The sequence below is a fragment of the Nocardia sp. NPDC003963 genome (assembly GCF_053605105.1).
In genome coordinates this window covers 317,696-335,780 of the sequence record NZ_JBSGIP010000002.1, presented here as the reverse complement: position 1 = coordinate 335,780, position 18,085 = coordinate 317,696, and the positions used below count along the sequence as shown (strand labels likewise).

Genomic DNA, 18,085 nt, shown 5'->3' with positions numbered 1-18,085 from the left:
GCTCGGTGCGGTGCCCAGGTTGCTGATCGTCCACCACACCCCGTCTCCGCATATGCAGGCGATGTTCGAAGCTGTCCTGGCCGGAGCGACCGATCCGGAGATAGAAGGTGTGGAGGTGGTGCGGCGGGCAGCGCTGGCCCTGACTCCGGACGAGATGCTGGCCGCCGACGGCTATCTGCTGGGGACCCCGGCCAATCTGGGCTATATGTCCGGCGCGTTGAAGCACGCGTTCGACACCTGCTACTACCCGTGCCTGGACAGCACCCGTGGCCGACCGTACGGATTGTACGTCCACGGGAACGAGGGGACCGAGGGCGCCGAGCGCAGTGTGGCATCGGTGACGACCGGTCTCGGCTGGGTCCAGGCCGCGAGTTCGGTTGTGGTGATGGGTAAACCGGCGAAGGACGATCTCGAACGGTGCTGGGAGCTGGGTGCCACGGTGGCCGCCCAGCTCATGGGCTGACTCGCCCGGCGACGCCCGCATTCCCCCTGGAATCTGGGGCTGACCCGACCGTGCGCGGACCGCCATACTGCTGAGCAGGCTGGTTCGATCGTGCGTGATGGGAGTTGTGTGGTGACGGAGAGCGTCGCGGAAGCGAACAGGGTGCCACGCCGGATCGGACTGGTGGAGGACCACGAATCGGTGGCCATCGGGTTGGCCGCGATGCTCGGCCCTCAACCGGATCTGGCGCTGGTCGCGACGGCCGGTACGGTCGCCGGACTGCTGGCGGATCCGGAATGCCTGCTGCGCGACCGGTGGTCGTTGGATCTGGTGGTCCTCGATCTGCGGCTCGCCGACGATTCCGCTCCGGAAGACAATGTACGGACACTGCGCGAGAACGGAGTCGAGGTCCTGGTGTTCACCGGCGCGGACAACCCCTTTCTGGTGCGTTCGGCCGCGCGGGCCGGTGTGCTCGGCGTCCTCCGCAAATCGGAGGATGTGGCCGCGGTCGTCGCCGCGGTACGGCGGGCGGCCTCCGGGGAGCAGGTGGTGACAACGGACTGGGCGGCCGCCATCGACGGTGATCCGCAATTGTCCAGTGTCGGGCTGAGTCCCCGGCAGGAAGAAGTACTCACCCTCTACGCGGCCGGGGAGAAGGCATCTCGGGTGGCGCGCCTGACGGGACTGTCCGAGCAGACCGTCAACGACTATCTCGGCCGGATCCGGCAGAAGTATTCCGATGCGGGGCGCCCCGCCCCCACCAAGACCGATCTCTACAAGCGGGCGGTGGAGGACGGCTGGCTACCGGTCCCCGAACGCCGCCGCTGATGGGCGCGCCCACCGTGGCGCCGGTGACCGCGCCCGCGCGCGCCGGCCGGAGCCGGTCCGGGGGCGCACGGTGGCTACGCCGCGCCCTACTGGTCCGGGACCGCGATACCGGCCCCGAATCCGCCGCCGATCGGGTGCTGCGCGGTCTCGGCCTGGCGATCGGGCTCGTCGGTACGATCGCCGGTCTGCTCGAACTTCCCGAGATCATCGTGCAGCATCGGGAAGTCCCGCTGTTCTGGACTCTGGTCACCGTATCGACCGCGTTCGGTCTGCTACCGGTGCTCGCAGTGGTGGCGTCGGTCGCCCGGCCGCAGCTGATCCGGCCGGTCGCGGGGGCAGCCGCGCTCGGTTACCTGGCCGCCATGGTTCTCGTACTGGCCTACTTCGCCGAGATCGAAGCGGCGCCGGGACCGATCTGGGTGTATCGGCTGGTCGCGATCGGGGTGCTGGCGGCCGCGCTGTCCTGGCGCCTGCTGTTCGCCGGCGTCTATCTCGTGGTGGCCGCGGCCTTTCCGGGCACCGTCGCGTACCTCCTGCTCGACGGCACCTCGTGGATGAACGTCCTCGTCAGTTTCGCGCGGCAGATCGGATTGTGCATGCTGCTCCTGTGGTGTGTGGCCTATGCCCGCAGCGCGGGAGTGCGGGTGGACCGGGAAACTGTGCGGGCGAGCGAACAGGCCGCGGCGGTCGCCGGTACCGCGGCCCGGGAGCGTGAACGTGCTCGGTTCGCCGCGCTCATCCACGACGCGGTGCTGTCCACCCTGCTGGACGCCTCCCGGGAATGCAGCACCTCACCGGTCCTGCGCGAACAGGCCCAGCGCACCCTCGACCAACTCGACGAGACCCGGTTCGCCGAGTCGGATCCGGACACGCTGGATGCCGACTCCGCGATCGGATTCCTGCGTTCTGCGGTGTACGAGGTGAATCGCAGCGTCGAATTCACTGCCCGGCGGGGTGCCGACGGAGCCACCCTGCGCATTCCGGTCGAGGCGGCGGGGACGCTGGCGGCGGCACTGGCCGAGGCGACCCGAAACAGTCTGCGGCATGCGGCGGTGCCCGGCCGCGCTGTTCGGCGCACTGTCACCGTCACCGTCGGCGCGGGTGGATTGCAGGTGGTGGTCCGTGACGACGGCGCGGGTTTCGATCGCACGGCCGTACCGGCGGACCGGCTCGGTGTCTCGGTGAGCGTGCTGGGCCGGATGCGGCAGCTGCCCGGCGGTGCGGCATTCGTGGAATCGGTCCCGGGTAAGGGAACCACGGTGACGGTGGTGTGGGCCAGCGGCGGTGGCGACGATGTCTGAGCACAGCGATACCGAGTTGCGCGCACTGCTCGGGATGCGGGGTCCGGGCGGCTGGTTCTTCCTGACCGGGCTCGCCATGATCGTGACGCTGAATATGATCCCGACATTCGGCATCGTCCCGGCCGCGCAGGCGGTCCCCGCGTTCGCCGCGATGCTGGGAGCCGGTGCCATCGTGCTCCTGGTGGACGGTGATCCGCTACCGCGGCGGGCCACGCTCACGGTGCTACTGGCGGGTGTGGCGGGGGTGGTGCTGACCACCGTGAATCCCTATGCGGGCGCGGTCCGGGAACCGTGGGCGGCCTTCGCGTTCTCGTTCGTCCTGGCCGTAGTGGCCATACGCAGCAGAATCGGCGCGGCGTGGGTGGGCGCGGCGGCGGCGGTGATATCGCTGGTGGCCGCCGATATCTTCCTCGATGTCGCGTTCGGCTCGCTGTTCGTGCCGGTCGTCGCCCTGGCCACCCTGGCCGGTGCCTCGGTGTGCGCACTGATCCTGCGCCCGACGCAGCGCTCGCTGCGGCTGTTGCACGAGGACGCCGCGATGCGGGCGGCGGCCGAGGCGACGATGGCGGCGGAACATTCCGAGCGGATCCGTCAGCTCGCCCGGCTGGACCGGGTCGCGCGGCCCATGCTGGAACGGATCGCCCGGGGCGCCGATCTGTCCGCCGCCGAACGGGAGAAATGCCGGCTGCTGGAAGCCGAACTACGCGACGGCCTGCGGGCGCCGCAGCTGGTGACCGATGGCCTCAACAGCGCGGCACGCGGGGCCCGGTCCCGCGGGGTCGAGGTGCTGCTGCTCGATGACGGCGGTTTCGCCGAGGTCACCGCCGAGGTGCGGGATCGGGTCGTACAGTTCGCGGTCCGGGCCCTGGACGCCGCCGAGGGGGGCGCTGTCACGGTGCGGGTGTTACCCGCCGGCCGCCGCAATATCGCGACGGTGCTGGTCAGCGCCCCGGACGGAGATCGACGTACCGATATCGGAAGGTCCGGGGAGGTCCTGGTGTCCGAATGAGCTCCCGGCGCTTCGTTATCGCGGTCAGGACTGGTCGTCGCGTTTCGTCGCGTTGTAGCCGCCGCGCATCTGGTCGCGTAGCGCCCCGGAGACGACGCCGGACATCCAGGAGTTCAGCGATTGCCCGCTCTGTGCGGCGGCCTCCTCGGCGCGGGACTTCACCTGCTCGACCAGTCGCAGGGTCACCCGGCTGATATCACCGGTCATCTCCTCGAAACTGGGGTTGTCGCCGGCCGGGGCGCGCCGCACCTCGACGCTCGCCTCGGTGCCGTGCAGCGAGACCCGGACGGTGCGGTCACCCAATTCGGTGGTGACCGTATCGGCGAGCTCGGTGAGCGCCGAGAGCAGCGCCAGCCGGGCCGAATTCTCCACCGCTGTGGCCAGCGCCTCGGCTGTGGCCTGCGTTTTCTCGTCGCCCAGCGCGGCGGCGGCCACCAGGTCTTCGCGGATGCGGGCGGTATATCTGGTCAGATCCATGACACCAGTGTGACGCCATAACTGATGTCGTTCAAGGAAAAATATGACGACATGCTGGCGGTATCATGCCGTCGGGACGGCCGGGTGGCGGCCGAGAACACAGACGAGGGTGTCGAGGCATATCAGGTGACCGGGTAGCCTTTCTGACCATGACGAACGGTGAATCGACGCCCCCGGTGTTGAGCGCGTCCGGCACAGTAGGTGTCGCGATGGTGACCCCCTTCAGTGCCGAGGGCAAGCTCGACATAGACACCGGCGTCTCCCTGGCACATCGTCTGGTCGATCGGGGCGTCGACCTGCTCGCGATCTCCGGAACCACCGGCGAATCGCCGACAACCACCGAATCGGAGAAGGCGGATCTGCTGCGCGCGGTCGTCGACGCGGTCGGCAATCGGGCCACCGTGATCGCCGGCGCCGGCACCTACGACACCGCGCATTCGATCGAGTTGGCACACAACGCACAGCGCGCGGGCGCGCACGGCCTGCTGGTGGTGACGCCGTACTACTCGCGGCCCACCCAGGAGGGCCTGTACGCGCATTTCACCGCGGTCGCCGACGCCACCGACCTGCCGGTCACCCTCTACGACATTCCGCCGCGGTCGGTGGTCCCGATCGCCTCCGATACGATTCGCCGGCTCGCCGAACATCCACGGATCGTCGCGGTCAAAGACGCCAAGGGCGATCTGAACGCGGGTGCCGCGCTCATCGCCGAAACCGATCTGGCCTTCTACTCCGGCGACGATATGTTGAATCTGCCGTGGCTGGCCATGGGCGCGGTCGGCTTCATCAGTGTGATCGGGCATCTGGTCCCGGAACGCCTGCGCGAAATGGTGGACGCGTTCGGCGCCGGCGATGTGGCCCGGGCCCGCGATATCAACACCAGCCTGCTGTGGCTCAACGCCGCCATGGCCAGGCTCGGCGGTGTCGCGATGACGAAGGGCGGGCTCCGGTTGCTCGGTATCGACGCGGGTGAACCGCGGCTGCCGCAGATAATGCCCAGCCCGGAACAGCTCGAAGATCTGGCCGCGGACCTGCGTGCGGCCGGGGTGCTCGAATGAGCGAACCCACTGCCCGCCGTCCCCGCCGCACCGCGCGGCGCGATGCGGGCCCGGCCGCCCCCGCGCCGGAACCGCAGCCCGAGCCAACGCCCGCCGCTCCGGTCGCCGAACCCGCCGGATCCACTGTCGAAAGGGAAACCGAGACCGTGGCAACCGAACCCGAGTCCGTCACCGAAGCCGCCCCGGAGGCCCGCGGCCAGCGGTCGCGTCGTGGCGGTCGCGGCCGGCAATCGGGTCGCGGGCGCAACGAACCGGCCCGTTCCGCACCTCCGGTCACCCCCGAAGCCGCCGCGCAGGACCGGCTCTCGCTGCCCCCGAAACTGCCGAAGCAGGGCCTGCGGGTCTTCGCGCTCGGCGGAATCGGCGAGATCGGCCGCAATATGACCGTTTTCGAATACGGCGGCAAACTGCTGATCGTCGACTGTGGTGTGCTGTTCCCCGAGGACCAGCAGCCCGGTGTGGACCTGATCCTGCCCGATTTCCGGCCGATCGAGGACCGGATCGACGATGTCGTGGCGGTCGTACTGACGCACGGGCACGAGGACCATATCGGCGCCGTACCGTTCCTGTTGCGCTTGCGCCCCGATATCCCGGTGATCGGTTCGAAGTTCACCCTCGCGCTGGTCGCCGCGAAATGCCGGGAACACCGGTTGCATCCGAAGCTGCTCGAGGTCACCGAGGGGCAGCGTACCGAGCACGACGCGTTCGAATGCGAGTACTTCGCGGTCAACCACTCCATTCCCGACGCCCTCGCGGTGGCCATTCGCACCCCGGCCGGGACCGTCCTGCACACCGGCGACATCAAACTGGATCAGCTGCCGCTCGACGGCCGGCTCACCGATCTGGCCGGATTCTCCCGCCTCGGTGACGAAGGTGTCGATCTCTTCCTGGTCGATTCCACCAACGCGGAGGTTCCCGGTTTCGTCACGCCGGAGCGGGAGATCGGCGGGGTGCTGGATACGGTGATCGGCAAGGCGCGCAACCGGGTGATCGTGGCGTCCTTCGCCAGCCATGTGCACCGGATCCAGCAGGTGGTGGATGTAGCGCAGAAGTACGGGCGCCGGGTGTGTTTCGTCGGCCGGTCCATGGTGCGCAATATGCAGATCGCCCAGGACCTGGGTTATCTCACGGTGCCCGACGGGCTCGTGGTCGATCTCGATCAGGCCGCCACCCTGCCCGGTAACAAACTGGTCCTCATCTCCACCGGTTCCCAGGGCGAACCGCTCTCGGCGCTGTCCCGGATGGCCCGCGGCGAGCACCGGCAGATCCATATCCGGGCCGACGATCTGGTCGTCCTGGCCTCCTCGCTCATCCCGGGCAACGAGAACTCCGTGTTCACCGTCGTCAACGGCCTGGCCCGGCTGGGTGCCACGGTGATCACCCAGCAGAACGCGAAGGTGCACGTCTCCGGGCACGCCTCGGCCGGGGAACTGCTGTACCTGTACAACGCGGTCCGGCCGACCAATGCCATGCCGGTACACGGCGAATGGCGCCATCTGCGCGCCAATGCCGCACTCGCGGTCGCCACGGGAGTGCCCGAGGAACGCGTCGTGCTGGCCGAGGACGGTGTGGTGGTGGATCTGGTGGACGGGATCGCCTCGATCGTGGGCCGGGTGCCGGTCGGGCATGTGTACGTCGACGGATTGTCGGTCGGTGATGTCGGCGAATCCACGCTGTCGGATCGCCTGGTGCTCGGCGAGGGCGGTTTCATCGCTATCACGGTGGCCGTGGACGAGACCACGGGTAAGGCGGTGAGCCCGCCGGAGGTGAGCGGCCGCGGTTTCTCCGACGATCCCACCGCACTGGCCGAAGCGGCCGAACTGGTGGAGGCCGAACTGCTGCGGTTGGCCGGGGAGGGCGTTACCGATACACACCGCATCGCGCAGGCCGTGCGCCGGATCGTGGGCCGCTGGGTCGCCGATACCTACCGGCGTCGCCCGATGATCGTGCCGACCGTTCTCGGCGTCTGAGCCCGCAACAGAAGAAACCGCCGGAGGGCTGAGCCCTCCGGCGGTTTCTCGTTCCCGGTGTACTACCCGCGGATCAGGAATCTTCCTGGCAGGCCGCAGAATCCAGCTGCGCGGATTTCACGATATTGCACGCGAACCCGTGCGCGATCTTCCACTGATCGCCCTCGGCCACGAAATCGACGGTCGCGTTCTCGACCGGGCTGCCACCGATGTTGACATCGGCGTCGGCGGTCACCTTGCCGTCGACGGGTTCGCCGACATTGGTGATCTTGACCGTGACTTCGTTCTTCTTGGCCGCCTCGACCAGTTTGTCGACCAGCTGCGGATCCTGTTCGGCGTCCTCGATCCAGACCAGCTTCTCTTCTTCGCTGACCGAACCGTCGAGCGCCCGGTTGATCTTGTCGTTGAGTTCCTCGGCCGTCGGCTTCGGCAGGTTGGGCGCGGGCGTGGTGGTCGGCGCCTTACCTTCCTCGCGGCCGTCCTGGGTTTTACCCGATTCGAATTCCGCGGCGGCCTCGGTGCTGGTGGCGGCGGCGTCGGTCGAGGTGTCCTCGGTGGACGAGCACGCGGTGAAGGTGAGGGCGGCGGCGGCCATCGCTACAGCGGCCGCGACCCGGATCGGTCGAATTTTCACAGTTCTGATTCCCCTACGAAGTTGTCGGCGAGTTCGGCGCCGGCCGGAAATGATGGACGGTACGAACTCACAGGCCGTAGCCGGAAGTGCAGTTCCAGTGCTCGATGCTGGCATTGCCCGGGTTGTTGGCCAGCGCCTCCGAGCGTGCCGCGGCCCGGGTGGAGCCGGATCCGTAGCTCAGCCAGTTGTCCGAAACCGCCAGCGCGCCACAACCGTTGCGCCAGGAGATCTTGGCGACACAGTCGGCGGCGCCGCAGCTGCTCTCGGCGGCCTGCTCGGCTTCGGCGTAGCTGTCGTAGTCGTAGGACCAGCCGTAGTTACCGGTGGACAGCGATACCGCGATGGCGCCGTAGTAGCTGCTGTATTGAGCGTGCGCCGGCGTCACCGAAGCGACGAACATAGAACCGATGGTCGCCACCAGAACGGCGGCAACGGTGAGAAACTTCTTCAAAGGTGTTCCCATCTGTGCGTTTCGATCCACGACCCTTATGGACCGAATGACAAAGTACAGAGCATCTCTGCCGCGGAGCAACCGGATCGGTAACGCATTCCCTCCCCGATGGCTGGGTCTCGGCTAGATTCATCGTGTGAACATGGCTCAGCGTGAACGCCGTGCATTGGTCGAAACGATGAAGGGCACCGGCCCGGACGCGCCTACCCTATGCGGTGCGTGGACCGTGCGCGACCTCGCGGCTCACCTGGTCGTGCGGGAGCGACGTCCCGATGCCGCGCCGGGGATCATGTTGCGCCCCTTCGCCGGCTATCTGCAGAAGGTGCAGGACAAGGCGGCCGGCCGCGATTTCGACGAGTTGCTGGAGCAGGTACGTACGGGCCCGCCCTGGTGGTCGCCGCTGCGCCCGGTGGATGCGATCGCCAATCTGAGCGAAATGTTCGTCCACCACGAGGATGTCCGGCGCGCGAGCCCGGGCTGGGAACCGCGGGAACTGCCCACCGAGGACCAGCGGCGGCTCTGGTCGGCCCTGCGCAAGATGGGGAAGCTGGCGTATCGGAAATCGCCGGTACCGGTGGAGATCTCGACCCCCGGCGGGGAGCCGGTGCGGATCGTGGACGGGCCCGGTCCCGCGGTGACCCTGATCGGGGAGCCGGCGGAACTGCTGCTGCACGCCTTCGGGCGTGATCAGGTCCGGATCGAATCGTCCGGTGAGCCGGGCGCGGTCCGGCAGGTACTCGAACTCGACCGTTCCATCTGAACACTCCGCAGTGGAAGGATCGGGGTGCGGTAGCGCGGCACACCACCGGCCCGCGTGCTGGGGGAGCCTCCGGATATCGACCGCGGTCGGGGCGCGAATCGCCCAGGCCGATCACCCCGCGGCGACCGGCGCGCCCACAGCCGCGGACCGGCATTTCACACCGTCGCGGCGGCGGTAACCAGTGTTGCGGATGGTCCGGATGGGGTTGTTGCGGCTAGCCTGAGGCCATGGCAGGTAAGTCCCGCGGCACGACCACACCTGGTACGCGGGCGGGATCGGCTCGGGGGCGGACCACCGCGGCGCGTTCTCGTTCGGGCAATTCACGTGGTGCGGCCGGCGCGGCCGCGGCCCAGGGTCCGGCTCGTAGAACCACACGTAAGGCGGCGGCGCGCCCGGCCGCCGGCGCCCGTCCGCGCCGCGCGGCGACCCGGCGGCCCGCCGCGGCCCGGCGTTCCGAGACGGCTCCGCTGGCGGTGTTCAGCCGGATGGTGAGTGGCGGCTGGACCATGGCCGCCCGCGGGCTGGGCGCCACCACCCGGGCCATCAGCCGGGCGGGGGAGATCGAACACGGCCATCGGCGCGATGGGGCCGCGCTCGGATTGATCGCGCTCAGCGCCGTGATCGCGGCGGCGGTCTGGCTGTCCGCGGGCGGGCCGATCGGACGTGCGGTGGACACGGTCATCCGCGCGGTCACCGGTTCGGCTTCGGCGCTGCTGCCGTTCGTCGCCTCCGGTATCGCGGTGGTACTCATGCGTACCGAGCCCCGTCCGGATATCCGGCCCCGGCTGGTGCTGGGTGGTCTGCTGATCGGGTTGCCGCTGCTCGGGTTGTGGCATATCGCCGACGGCGGACCCACCGACGCGGCCGGACGTGCCGACGCGGCCGGGTTCGTGGGCCTCGTCATCGGTGGTCCGGTGACCGATGGTCTGACTGCCTGGCTCTCGGTGCCGATACTGCTGCTGGCCATGGTGTTCGGTGTGTTGCTGATGACCGGGACGACGGTGCGGGAGGCGCCGCAGCGGTTGCGCGAGTTCTTCGGCGCGCCCGGCTACGAGGGTGAGGCGGACTACCGGGACGGCTACGATCCGGTCGACGAGTACGAGGCCGAAGGGGGCGCTCCCACCCGGTCCCGCCGCCGTAGCCGTACTTCTTCGGAGAACTACCCGGCCGACGAATTCGTCGGGCCGGCGGCCGGTGGTGCGGGTGAACCGCCACTGCAGGACGCCAAACCGATCACCGCCGCCCCGGACGGCGAACAACCGGGGAAGCGCAAGAAGCGCAAACCCGCCGCACCCGCGGTGGTCGATCAGACCCCGCCGCAGCTGCCGGACCCGGAGTTCGTCGCCGATCGGGTCATCGAGGGCGACTACACCCTGCCGCCGATCAACCTGCTCGTCGAGGGCGAGCCGCCGCGGAAACGGAGCGCCGCCAACGAATCGATGATCGAGGCGATCACCGAGGTGCTGGTGCAGTTCAAGATCGACGCTGCGGTCACCGGTTTCGTGCGGGGGCCGACCGTCACCCGGTACGAGGTGGAGCTCGGGCCGGGCGTGAAAGTCGAGAAGATCACCGCGCTGACCCGCAATATCGCCTACGCCGTGGCTACCGAGAACGTTCGCCTGCTCGCGCCGATCCCCGGGAAGTCCGCGGTCGGTATCGAGGTGCCCAATGCCGACCGGGAACTGGTCCGGCTCGCCGATGTGCTCACCGCGCCGTCCACCCGCAACGACCACCATCCGCTGGTCATCGGCCTCGGCAAGAATATCGAGGGCGAATTCGTCTCGGCCAATCTTGCCAAGATGCCGCATCTGCTGGTCGCGGGTTCCACGGGTTCCGGTAAATCGAGTTTCGTGAACTCGATGCTGGTCTCGCTGTTGCAGCGGGCCACCCCGGACGAGGTCCGGATGATTCTGATCGACCCGAAGATGGTGGAACTGACCCCCTACGAGGGGATCCCGCATCTGATCACCCCTATCATCACCCAGCCGAAGAAGGCCGCCGCGGCGCTGGCCTGGTTGGTGGAGGAGATGGAGCAGCGGTATCAGGACATGCAGGCCAGCAAGGTCCGTCATATCGACGATTTCAACCGCAAGGTGAAATCCGGCGCCATCACCACGCCGCTGGGCAGCGAACGCGTGTACCGGCCCTACCCCTACATCCTGGCCATTGTCGACGAACTCGCCGATTTGATGATGACCGCGCCGCGCGATGTCGAGGACGCCATCGTCCGGATCACGCAGAAGGCGCGGGCCGCGGGTATCCATCTGGTGCTGGCCACCCAGCGGCCGTCGGTGGATGTGGTGACCGGTCTGATCAAGACCAATGTGCCGTCCCGGCTGGCGTTCGCGACCTCCTCGCTCACCGATTCGCGTGTCATCCTCGACCAGCCCGGTGCCGAGAAGCTCATCGGTATGGGCGACGGTCTGTTCCTGCCGATGGGCGCCGGTAAACCGACCCGGTTGCAGGGCGCCTTCATCAGCGACGAGGAGATCCACGGGGTCGTCGAGTTCACCAAGAACCAGGCCGAACCCGAGTACACCGAGGGCGTCACCGCGGCCAAGGCCGGCGAGAAGAAAGATGTCGATCCGGATATCGGCGACGATCTCGATGTCTTCCTGCAGGCGGTGGAACTGGTGGTCACTTCCCAGTTCGGATCCACATCGATGTTGCAACGCAAGCTGCGGGTCGGGTTCGCCAAGGCGGGCCGGCTGATGGATCTGATGGAGACCAGGGGTGTGGTCGGGCCGAGTGAAGGTTCCAAGGCACGCGATGTGCTGATCAAACCCGACGAGCTGGACGGGCTGCTCTGGTCGATCCGCGGTGGGGGCGATGACGAGGCGCCGGAGCCGGACGATGAATGACCGGCGCGCTGCGGGTCGGTACGGTCGGGATATGCGACGATAGCGGGCAACCGCCCCGCAAGTCGGGTGAATCGGGCATATCGGGCATGATTGATGCCATGACTCGTACCGCTGAACGGATCGCCGTATGCAGGTAACCGCTCTCGTCTGGGGAATCACCATCGTGGTGATCCTCGGGTTGTTCGTCTTCGACTTCTTCGCCCATGTGCGTACCCCGCACGAACCGACCTTCCGCGAATCCGGCTTCTGGTCCGCGGTGTACATCGGCCTGGCCCTGGCCTTCGGCGGGGTGATCGCCTGGAAATGGGGCGGTACCTTCGCCGGTGAGTACTACGCCGGCTTCGTCACCGAGAAAGCGCTCTCGGTGGACAACCTGTTCATCTTCCTGATCATCATGTCCACCTTCGCGGTGCCCCGGATCTACCAGCAGAAGGTGCTGCTCATCGGCATCGTGGTGGCCCTGGTCATGCGCGGTATCTTCATCGCGGTGGGCGCCGCCGCCATCAGCGCCTTCAGCTGGGTCTTCTACCTGTTCGGATTCTTCCTGGTCTACACCGCGGTCAAGCTCCTGAAGGAGAGCGGGCACGAGGTCGAAGAGGAACAGCGACGCGACAGCCGGATCGTCGCGCTCATCAAGCGCTTCGTGCCGACCACCGAGACCTACGACGGCGACAAGCTGGTCACCCGGATCGACGGCCGGCGCGCGCTCACGCCGATGCTGCTGGCACTGGTGGCCATCGGATTCGCGGATCTACTGTTCGCGCTCGACTCGATCCCGGCCATCTACGGCCTCACCGAGGAGCCCTACATCGTGTTCACCGCGAACGCGTTCGCGCTGATGGGGCTACGCCAGCTCTTCTTCCTGATCGGCGGCCTGCTGGACCGATTGGTCTACCTGTCCTACGGTCTCGCGGCCATCCTGGCCTTCATCGGCGTCAAGCTGGTGCTGCACGCGCTGCACGAGAACAATCTGCCGTTCATCAACGGCGGCGAACATGTGAGCGTTCCGGAGATCTCCACGGCGGTATCGCTCTCGGTGATCCTCGGCATCCTGGTCGTCGCGACTGTCGCCAGCCTGCTGCGCACCCGCGGACAGGCCCGGCCGAAATCGGCCGCCGGCCCCGGCGAGTAGTGCTGTTGCCGTCCCGTCCGGGCCGGTACCCGGACGGGACGGCGCGGTTCACTCGGCCAATATTCCGAGAACGGGCTGCCATTCGACCGCTCGCACCGCGTCGATCAGCTTCTCCTGAGCGAACGGGTCCTGCGCCAGCAGTTCGTCCAATGCGGCGGCATCGGCCGCGCGGAACAGCAGCAGCGCACCCGACCCGTCCGGGTAGGGGCCACTGCTGAGCAGTGCGCCCTCCGTGAGCCGGTCGGTCAGCCAGGCGCGATGACGCGGTCGATGGGTGTCCCGAGCGGGCACAGTGGCTTCGGAATAGGTGTAGTGAACAGCGAAGATGGGCACCCGGTCGACTCTAATGCGCGCCCGTCCGGGGGAATCGTCCCGACCGGGATGGTGATCAGCGGCGGCCCGGTGACCTCACAGCGTGAGCAGCATCCGGGTATTGCCGAGCGTGTTCGGTTTCACAAAGCTCAGATCCAGGAACTCCGCCACACCGGTGTCGTAGGACCGGCACATCTCCGCGTACACCTCCGCGGTCACCGGCGTGCCCTCGATCTCCGTGAAGCCGTGCCGGGCGAAGAAATCGACCTCGAAGGTCAGCACGAACAGGCGGTGCAGTTCCAGCTCCCGGGCCACATCGACCAGCTGTTCCACAATGAGTTTCCCCACACCGTGACCCTTGACCTCCGGGTGTACCGCCACCGTGCGTACCTCACCGAGATCGGCCCACAGCACGTGCAGCGCTCCGCAGCCCACCACCCGGTCGCCGAGTTCGGCCACCCAGAACTCCTGGACGGATTCGTACAGGTTGACGAGGTTCTTCTCCAGCAGAATGCGACCTGCGTACACATCGACGAGCGATTTGATCGCCGGGACATCGGAGGTGCGGGCGCGACGCACCCGCACGGTGGCGGTCTGCGTACCGGGCGCGTCGCTGGTCGAACCACTCAGTGGTCCCCGTGAGGTCATGGGGTGCACAGTAGTCGGCCGGGCTACCGATAGTCTGAGTGTGTGCCGCAGACTCCGCCCTCCCGTTCGACCCTGCGCGTCTGTCGTGGCGCGGTGGCGCAGAGGCGGCCATGAGCGTGCACCCCGAGGAGATGGACCGGCGTCTCACTGTGCCCGGGCCACCGCGCGGCAACCTCGTGCCCGCGCCCGCCGAATCGGCGGTCCCGCTGCTGAACATCGCCAATATCCTCACGATGATCCGGATCGCGCTGGTACCGCTGTTCGTACTGGCCCTGTTCGCCGGCGACGGACACCAGACCGGCTGGCGGATCACCGCGACCGTACTGTTCGCACTCGCCGCCGTCACCGACCGATTCGACGGTCAGCTGGCCCGCAAATACGGTCTGGTCACGGATTTCGGAAAACTCGCCGATCCCATCGCGGACAAGGCGCTCATCGGCGCTGCGCTCATCGGCCTCTCACTGCTGGGGGATCTGCCGTGGTGGATGACCGTCGTCATCTGCGCACGCGAGATCGGAGTCACTCTGCTGCGTCTGGTGGTGGTGCGCCGGGGAGTCATCCCGGCCGGTCGCGGCGGCAAACTCAAAACGCTCGTCCAGTCGGTGGCCGTCGGTGTGCTGCTGCTCCCGCTGTCGGGAGGCTTCGCGACCGCGGGAATGACGCTGATGTGGATCGCGTTGGTGCTGACAGTGGTAACGGGACTGGACTACGTCGGCCAGGCCGCCAGACTCTGGCTGGCCGGACCCCACCGCACCCGCGGATGACAGCCGAGCACCTCGGCCCACTGACCGCCGGCGGCGTCGCCGGCGAACTGGTCGCCGTGCTGGGGGCCTGCGGACAGACCGTCGCCACCGCCGAATCGCTCACCGCGGGCCTCGTATCGGCCACGATCGCCGGGGTGCCCGGCGCCAGCGTGGTGCTGCGTGGTGGGCTGGTGGTGTACGCGACGGATCTCAAACACAGTCTCGCCGGGGTCGACGAGCAGGTGCTGGCAGGCGAGGGGCCGGTGGCCGCGAGTACCGCCGAACAGCTCGCGGTCGGTGCGCGAATCCGCTGCGGAGCCGACTGGGGAATCGCCCTGACCGGGGTCGCCGGCCCCGACCCACAGGACGGGATCGAGGTCGGCACCGTCTTCCTCGGGCTCGCCGGGCCCGGCCATACCGAAGTGATGCGGTTGAAACTATCCGGCGACCGGTGGAACATCAGGGTCACAGCGACACAGGCGGCGATACAGGAACTGCTGCGGTGTGTGCGGGGCGGCTCACCCACCCGGTGAGCAGTTCCGCAACCGGCCCGGGAACCCATCGGGCCGGTTCCGACGTTGTGCCAGGAGAGAACCGCGTGCGTGCCGTGGGCTGCGGCATATGAGGGCGAAGAGCCTACCGGGAGAAGGAGAACTCGATGACGCTGCTGCGAGAAGCGATCGGGGACAGTCTGCGGCGTGCGCGCCTCGCCCAGAGCCGGACCCTACGCGAAGTATCGACCTCGGCGCGGGTGAGCCTGGGCTACCTCTCCGAAGTCGAGCGTGGTCGTAAGGAGGCCTCGAGCGAACTGCTGGCCGCCATCTGCGAGGCGCTCGATGTCCCGCTGTCACGGGTGCTCTGGGATGTGAGTACCACGATCGCCGGTGAGGACCTGCCCGTGACCACCGCCCCGGCCGGGGATCCGGCCGAGGCCGCCGCTGTTCCGGAGCCCGCCGAGCCGGCCACCTCGACGGCGGCAGTCGCGACCGCATCGGCCGCGTCCGGTACCCGGACCCAGGTGGACGGCGATACCAGGATTGTCATCCCCGCACCCGTCAACGGACCGTTGGTCCTGGTCGAAGCCGCCTGACCGGTTATAGCGGCGGTATACCCGATCGTGACAATGCGCGCGGTGCACGGGAGCGGATAGATTCGTAGGTATGCGCCGGCGCGGGCCGCTCTCGGTGAGACGCGGCGTCGTTCGGTGGCCGGTACCCGGCACCGCATGGTGGAGGATAGGCATGTATCGAGTGCGTGACGGTCGCGCACTCCGAGTCGCCCAGGCGGCACAGCAGATGGAGGCGGGATCAACCGATGGCTAATCCGTTCACGAAGGCCTGGAAATATCTGATGGCCCTCTTCGATTCCAAGATCGAGGAGCACGCGGATCCGAAGGTCCAGATTCAGCAGGCTATCGAAGAGGCTCAGCGTCAGCACCAGGCCCTGTCCCAGCAGGCCGCCTCGGTGATCGGCAACCAGCGCCAGCTGGAGATGAAACTGAACCGGCAGCTCGACGAGGTCGAGAAGCTCAACGCCAATGCCCGCCAGGCCGTCGTCCTCGCCGACCAGGCCAATGCCGCGGGTGATGCCGAGAAAGCGATCCAGTACACCAATGCCGCCGAGGCGTTCGCCGCGCAGCTGGTCACCGCCGAACAGTCTGTCGAGGATCTGAAGGTGCTGCACGACCAGTCGCTGCAGGCCGCCGCGCAGGCGAAGAAGGCGGTGGAACAGAACGCGATGCTGCTGCAGCAGAAGGTCGCCGAGCGCACCAAACTGCTCAGCCAGCTCGAACAGGCCAAGATGCAGGAGCAGGTCAGCGCCTCCCTGCAGCAGATGGACAGTACCCTGTCCGCGCCCGGTAGTGTGCCCAGCCTGGACGCGGTACGGGAGAAGATCGAACGCCGCTACGCCACCGCGCTCGGGTCGGCCGAACTCGCCCAGAACACCGTCCAGGGGCGGATGCTCGAAGTACAGCAGGCCAGCGTCCAGATGGCCGGGCACAGCAGGCTCGAGCAGATCCGCGCCTCCATGCGTGGCGATTCGCTGCCCGCCGGCAATACCAATTCGGCGATCGACGCCGGTAAGTCCGCGACCGAACCCGCACAGCCACAACCACAGATGGACAAAGGCCAGACCGCGCAGCAGTAGCGGCTCCACCGAGTTCGGCGAGGACAGCGATGAAGTCTGACAGGCCCCGATTCCCGACCGGGTCCCGGGAATTCGCCCGTGCCTGGCCCGAATGGCAGCCGCAGGCAGCCTACGTCGCCGATACTCTGCGTGATGCCGGAGAGAACGCGCTCGTCGCCGTCCGCCGCTGGGCCGATCCACGTGAACGCGAACTCCGGCGCCGCCGCCGGGCCCGGCGGCGCAGTATCGGTCTCGGCACGGCCTCCGGTCTCACCACCGCCGGAGCGGTCGGGCTGGTGATCCTGTCCGCTCCCGCCTGGGCCGTCGTGGTGCTCGGCGGTGGCGCGGTCGCCCTGGTCACCGGGGCCGCCGTTAGCACTCGCCGCTATCTGCGGTTGCGGCGGGCCCCGCTCCCGCCGGCCGGGTACGTCCCGCGCAAACTCCCCGCCGCCCGATCCGCGGCGCGCCCCGCTATCGCGCGGCTGGCCCGTGCCGAACGAGCGTTGCACGAGGTCGCCGGTCAGATCGCGCGTTCGCGGCGGCTGCCCGCCGACGAGCTGGAAGATCTGGTGGCCACTGCCGGCTCCGGTGCCGCGGCACTCACCGCACTCGCCGCCGATATCGCCACGATGGAGGGAGCGGTCCGCACCCTCAGCGGGGGCGCGGCCGAGATCACCGATGCGGCCGACGTCCACCGACTCCGCGAAACCCTCCAGTCGATCGTCGTCCGGCTCGACGGCGGTGTCGTCGAATACGAGCAGGTGGTCGCGGCGGCCACCCGGGTTCTGGCGGTCGACGAAACAGGTGCGCTCCGCTACGAATTCGACGGTATCGTCGCCGATCTGCGACATGCTGCCGACCGGATGGACGGCTGGGCCCAGGCGCTCACCGAACTCGCCGACCGCGCCCCCGGTCACCTGCCGCCGGCGACTGCCGGACAGGTCCCGTGGCAGTCGCCGGCGGAGGCGGAGTCGCCCGGGTATCGATTGCGTCGCTAACCCCTCAGGGACAACCCTGATCTTCCCCGGATATCGCCCTTCACCTCGTGATTTCCCGTCTGGGCGGTGCCATGCTGGAAGCAGGAGACAACCGCTGGGAGGCACAAAATGCTGTGGAAGATCATCGGCGTGGTCGCCGTCGTCTGGATCGCGCTGGCGGTGATCGGCGCATTGATCAAAGGACTGTTCCCGATCCTGGTGATCAGCGCGGTGGTGTTCGGGCTGTATCTGCTCTACAAGGCGATCGCCGGCTCGGACGACAACTCGGTCACCAAGGTCTGACCACCCCACGCCCGGATTCGTGCCGGATGGCCCTCCTCCTGGAGAGTCATCC

The 18,085-nt window shown here is 68.0% G+C and carries 20 protein-coding genes; 15 read left to right on the top strand and 5 right to left on the bottom strand.

Annotation, left to right across the window (positions count from 1 at the left end; all coding sequences use genetic code 11):
• Nucleotides 1-10: 10 nt before the first annotated feature.
• The 4 genes from ACWEWT_RS10165 (at nucleotide 11) to ACWEWT_RS10150 (ending at nucleotide 3,580) form a co-directional block, all read left to right on the top strand.
• On the top strand, nucleotides 11-463 hold the full coding sequence (locus ACWEWT_RS10165; RefSeq protein WP_452557979.1) for a flavodoxin family protein: 453 nt from the start codon (nucleotides 11-13) through the stop codon (nucleotides 461-463).
• A 111-nt stretch (nucleotides 464-574) separates the two neighbouring features.
• Nucleotides 575-1,270, top strand: coding sequence for a helix-turn-helix transcriptional regulator (locus ACWEWT_RS10160; protein WP_452557978.1), 696 nt, complete (start codon nucleotides 575-577; stop codon nucleotides 1,268-1,270).
• Nucleotides 1,270-2,571: a sensor histidine kinase gene (locus ACWEWT_RS10155; RefSeq protein WP_452557977.1), complete on the top strand. Its 1,302-nt coding sequence runs from the start codon at nucleotides 1,270-1,272 to the stop codon at nucleotides 2,569-2,571. Before ACWEWT_RS10160 ends, ACWEWT_RS10155 begins: the two co-directional genes overlap by 1 nt.
• The gene (locus ACWEWT_RS10150) at nucleotides 2,564-3,580 is read left to right on the top strand and encodes a hypothetical protein (protein WP_452557976.1); all 1,017 of its coding nucleotides are present in this window, start codon (nucleotides 2,564-2,566) and stop codon (nucleotides 3,578-3,580) included. Before ACWEWT_RS10155 ends, ACWEWT_RS10150 begins: the two co-directional genes overlap by 8 nt.
• 24 nt (nucleotides 3,581-3,604) lie before the next feature.
• Here ACWEWT_RS10150 and ACWEWT_RS10145 read toward each other — a convergent pair whose 3' ends face one another.
• Nucleotides 3,605-4,057 (bottom strand): hypothetical protein, encoded by a 453-nt coding sequence (locus ACWEWT_RS10145; RefSeq protein ID WP_452557975.1) that lies wholly within the window; start codon nucleotides 4,055-4,057, stop codon nucleotides 3,605-3,607.
• A 149-nt stretch (nucleotides 4,058-4,206) separates the two neighbouring features.
• On the opposite strand from ACWEWT_RS10145, the gene dapA reads away from it, so the two are divergent.
• Together dapA and ACWEWT_RS10135 are read left to right on the top strand one after the other, a co-directional pair.
• Nucleotides 4,207-5,115 carry a 4-hydroxy-tetrahydrodipicolinate synthase gene (gene dapA / locus ACWEWT_RS10140; protein ID WP_452557974.1) on the top strand — a complete coding sequence of 303 codons (909 nt, stop codon included), beginning with the start codon at nucleotides 4,207-4,209 and terminating at the stop codon, nucleotides 5,113-5,115.
• Entirely contained in the window at nucleotides 5,112-7,085 is a 1,974-nt protein-coding gene (locus ACWEWT_RS10135; RefSeq protein ID WP_452557973.1) for a ribonuclease J, read from the top strand. The genes dapA and ACWEWT_RS10135 overlap by 4 nt, the downstream gene beginning before the upstream one ends.
• 73 nt (nucleotides 7,086-7,158) lie before the next feature.
• Here ACWEWT_RS10135 and ACWEWT_RS10130 read toward each other — a convergent pair whose 3' ends face one another.
• The gene (locus ACWEWT_RS10130) at nucleotides 7,159-7,719 is read right to left on the bottom strand and encodes a hypothetical protein (RefSeq protein ID WP_452557972.1); all 561 of its coding nucleotides are present in this window, start codon (nucleotides 7,717-7,719) and stop codon (nucleotides 7,159-7,161) included.
• A gap of 67 nt (nucleotides 7,720-7,786) precedes the next feature.
• Complete coding sequence (locus tag ACWEWT_RS10125; RefSeq protein WP_452557971.1) at nucleotides 7,787-8,182, bottom strand: DUF4189 domain-containing protein; 396 nt, start codon at nucleotides 8,180-8,182, stop codon at nucleotides 7,787-7,789.
• A 124-nt stretch (nucleotides 8,183-8,306) separates the two neighbouring features.
• Between ACWEWT_RS10125 and ACWEWT_RS10120 the strand changes: the two genes are divergently transcribed.
• From ACWEWT_RS10120 to ACWEWT_RS10110, 3 genes are all read left to right on the top strand, one after another.
• Nucleotides 8,307-8,930, top strand: coding sequence for a TIGR03085 family metal-binding protein (locus tag ACWEWT_RS10120; RefSeq protein ID WP_452557970.1), 624 nt, complete (start codon nucleotides 8,307-8,309; stop codon nucleotides 8,928-8,930).
• A gap of 227 nt (nucleotides 8,931-9,157) precedes the next feature.
• A complete protein-coding gene (locus tag ACWEWT_RS10115; RefSeq protein WP_452557969.1) occupies nucleotides 9,158-11,791 on the top strand; it encodes a DNA translocase FtsK in 2,634 nt (877 codons plus the stop codon).
• Between the two features lie 127 nt (nucleotides 11,792-11,918).
• A complete protein-coding gene (locus ACWEWT_RS10110) occupies nucleotides 11,919-12,923 on the top strand; it encodes a TerC family protein (protein ID WP_452557968.1) in 1,005 nt (334 codons plus the stop codon).
• 48 nt (nucleotides 12,924-12,971) lie between these two features.
• On the opposite strand, the gene ACWEWT_RS10105 is transcribed toward ACWEWT_RS10110, so the two are convergent.
• Entirely contained in the window at nucleotides 12,972-13,256 is a 285-nt protein-coding gene (locus ACWEWT_RS10105; protein WP_452557967.1) for a YciI family protein, read from the bottom strand.
• A 75-nt stretch (nucleotides 13,257-13,331) separates the two neighbouring features.
• The gene (locus tag ACWEWT_RS10100) at nucleotides 13,332-13,883 is read right to left on the bottom strand and encodes an amino-acid N-acetyltransferase (protein WP_452557966.1); all 552 of its coding nucleotides are present in this window, start codon (nucleotides 13,881-13,883) and stop codon (nucleotides 13,332-13,334) included.
• A gap of 131 nt (nucleotides 13,884-14,014) precedes the next feature.
• Here ACWEWT_RS10100 and pgsA point away from each other — a divergent pair, with 131 nt between their 5' ends.
• The 6 genes from pgsA to ACWEWT_RS10070 all read left to right on the top strand — a co-directional run bounded on the left by pgsA (nucleotide 14,015) and on the right by ACWEWT_RS10070 (nucleotide 18,033).
• Nucleotides 14,015-14,647: a CDP-diacylglycerol--glycerol-3-phosphate 3-phosphatidyltransferase gene (pgsA, locus tag ACWEWT_RS10095; RefSeq protein WP_452558097.1), complete on the top strand. Its 633-nt coding sequence runs from the start codon at nucleotides 14,015-14,017 to the stop codon at nucleotides 14,645-14,647.
• Entirely contained in the window at nucleotides 14,644-15,159 is a 516-nt protein-coding gene (locus ACWEWT_RS10090) for a CinA family protein (RefSeq protein WP_452557965.1), read from the top strand. The genes pgsA and ACWEWT_RS10090 overlap by 4 nt, the downstream gene beginning before the upstream one ends.
• 125 nt (nucleotides 15,160-15,284) lie before the next feature.
• Nucleotides 15,285-15,716, top strand: coding sequence for a helix-turn-helix domain-containing protein (locus ACWEWT_RS10085; RefSeq protein WP_452557964.1), 432 nt, complete (start codon nucleotides 15,285-15,287; stop codon nucleotides 15,714-15,716).
• Between the two features lie 224 nt (nucleotides 15,717-15,940).
• Nucleotides 15,941-16,774, top strand: coding sequence for a phage shock protein PspA (gene pspA, locus ACWEWT_RS10080; protein ID WP_452557963.1), 834 nt, complete (start codon nucleotides 15,941-15,943; stop codon nucleotides 16,772-16,774).
• Between the two features lie 29 nt (nucleotides 16,775-16,803).
• Complete coding sequence (gene pspM / locus ACWEWT_RS10075; RefSeq protein WP_452557962.1) at nucleotides 16,804-17,751, top strand: phage shock envelope stress response protein PspM; 948 nt, start codon at nucleotides 16,804-16,806, stop codon at nucleotides 17,749-17,751.
• A 108-nt stretch (nucleotides 17,752-17,859) separates the two neighbouring features.
• The gene (locus ACWEWT_RS10070) at nucleotides 17,860-18,033 is read left to right on the top strand and encodes a hypothetical protein (RefSeq protein ID WP_452557961.1); all 174 of its coding nucleotides are present in this window, start codon (nucleotides 17,860-17,862) and stop codon (nucleotides 18,031-18,033) included.
• Nucleotides 18,034-18,085: the final 52 nt, after the last annotated feature.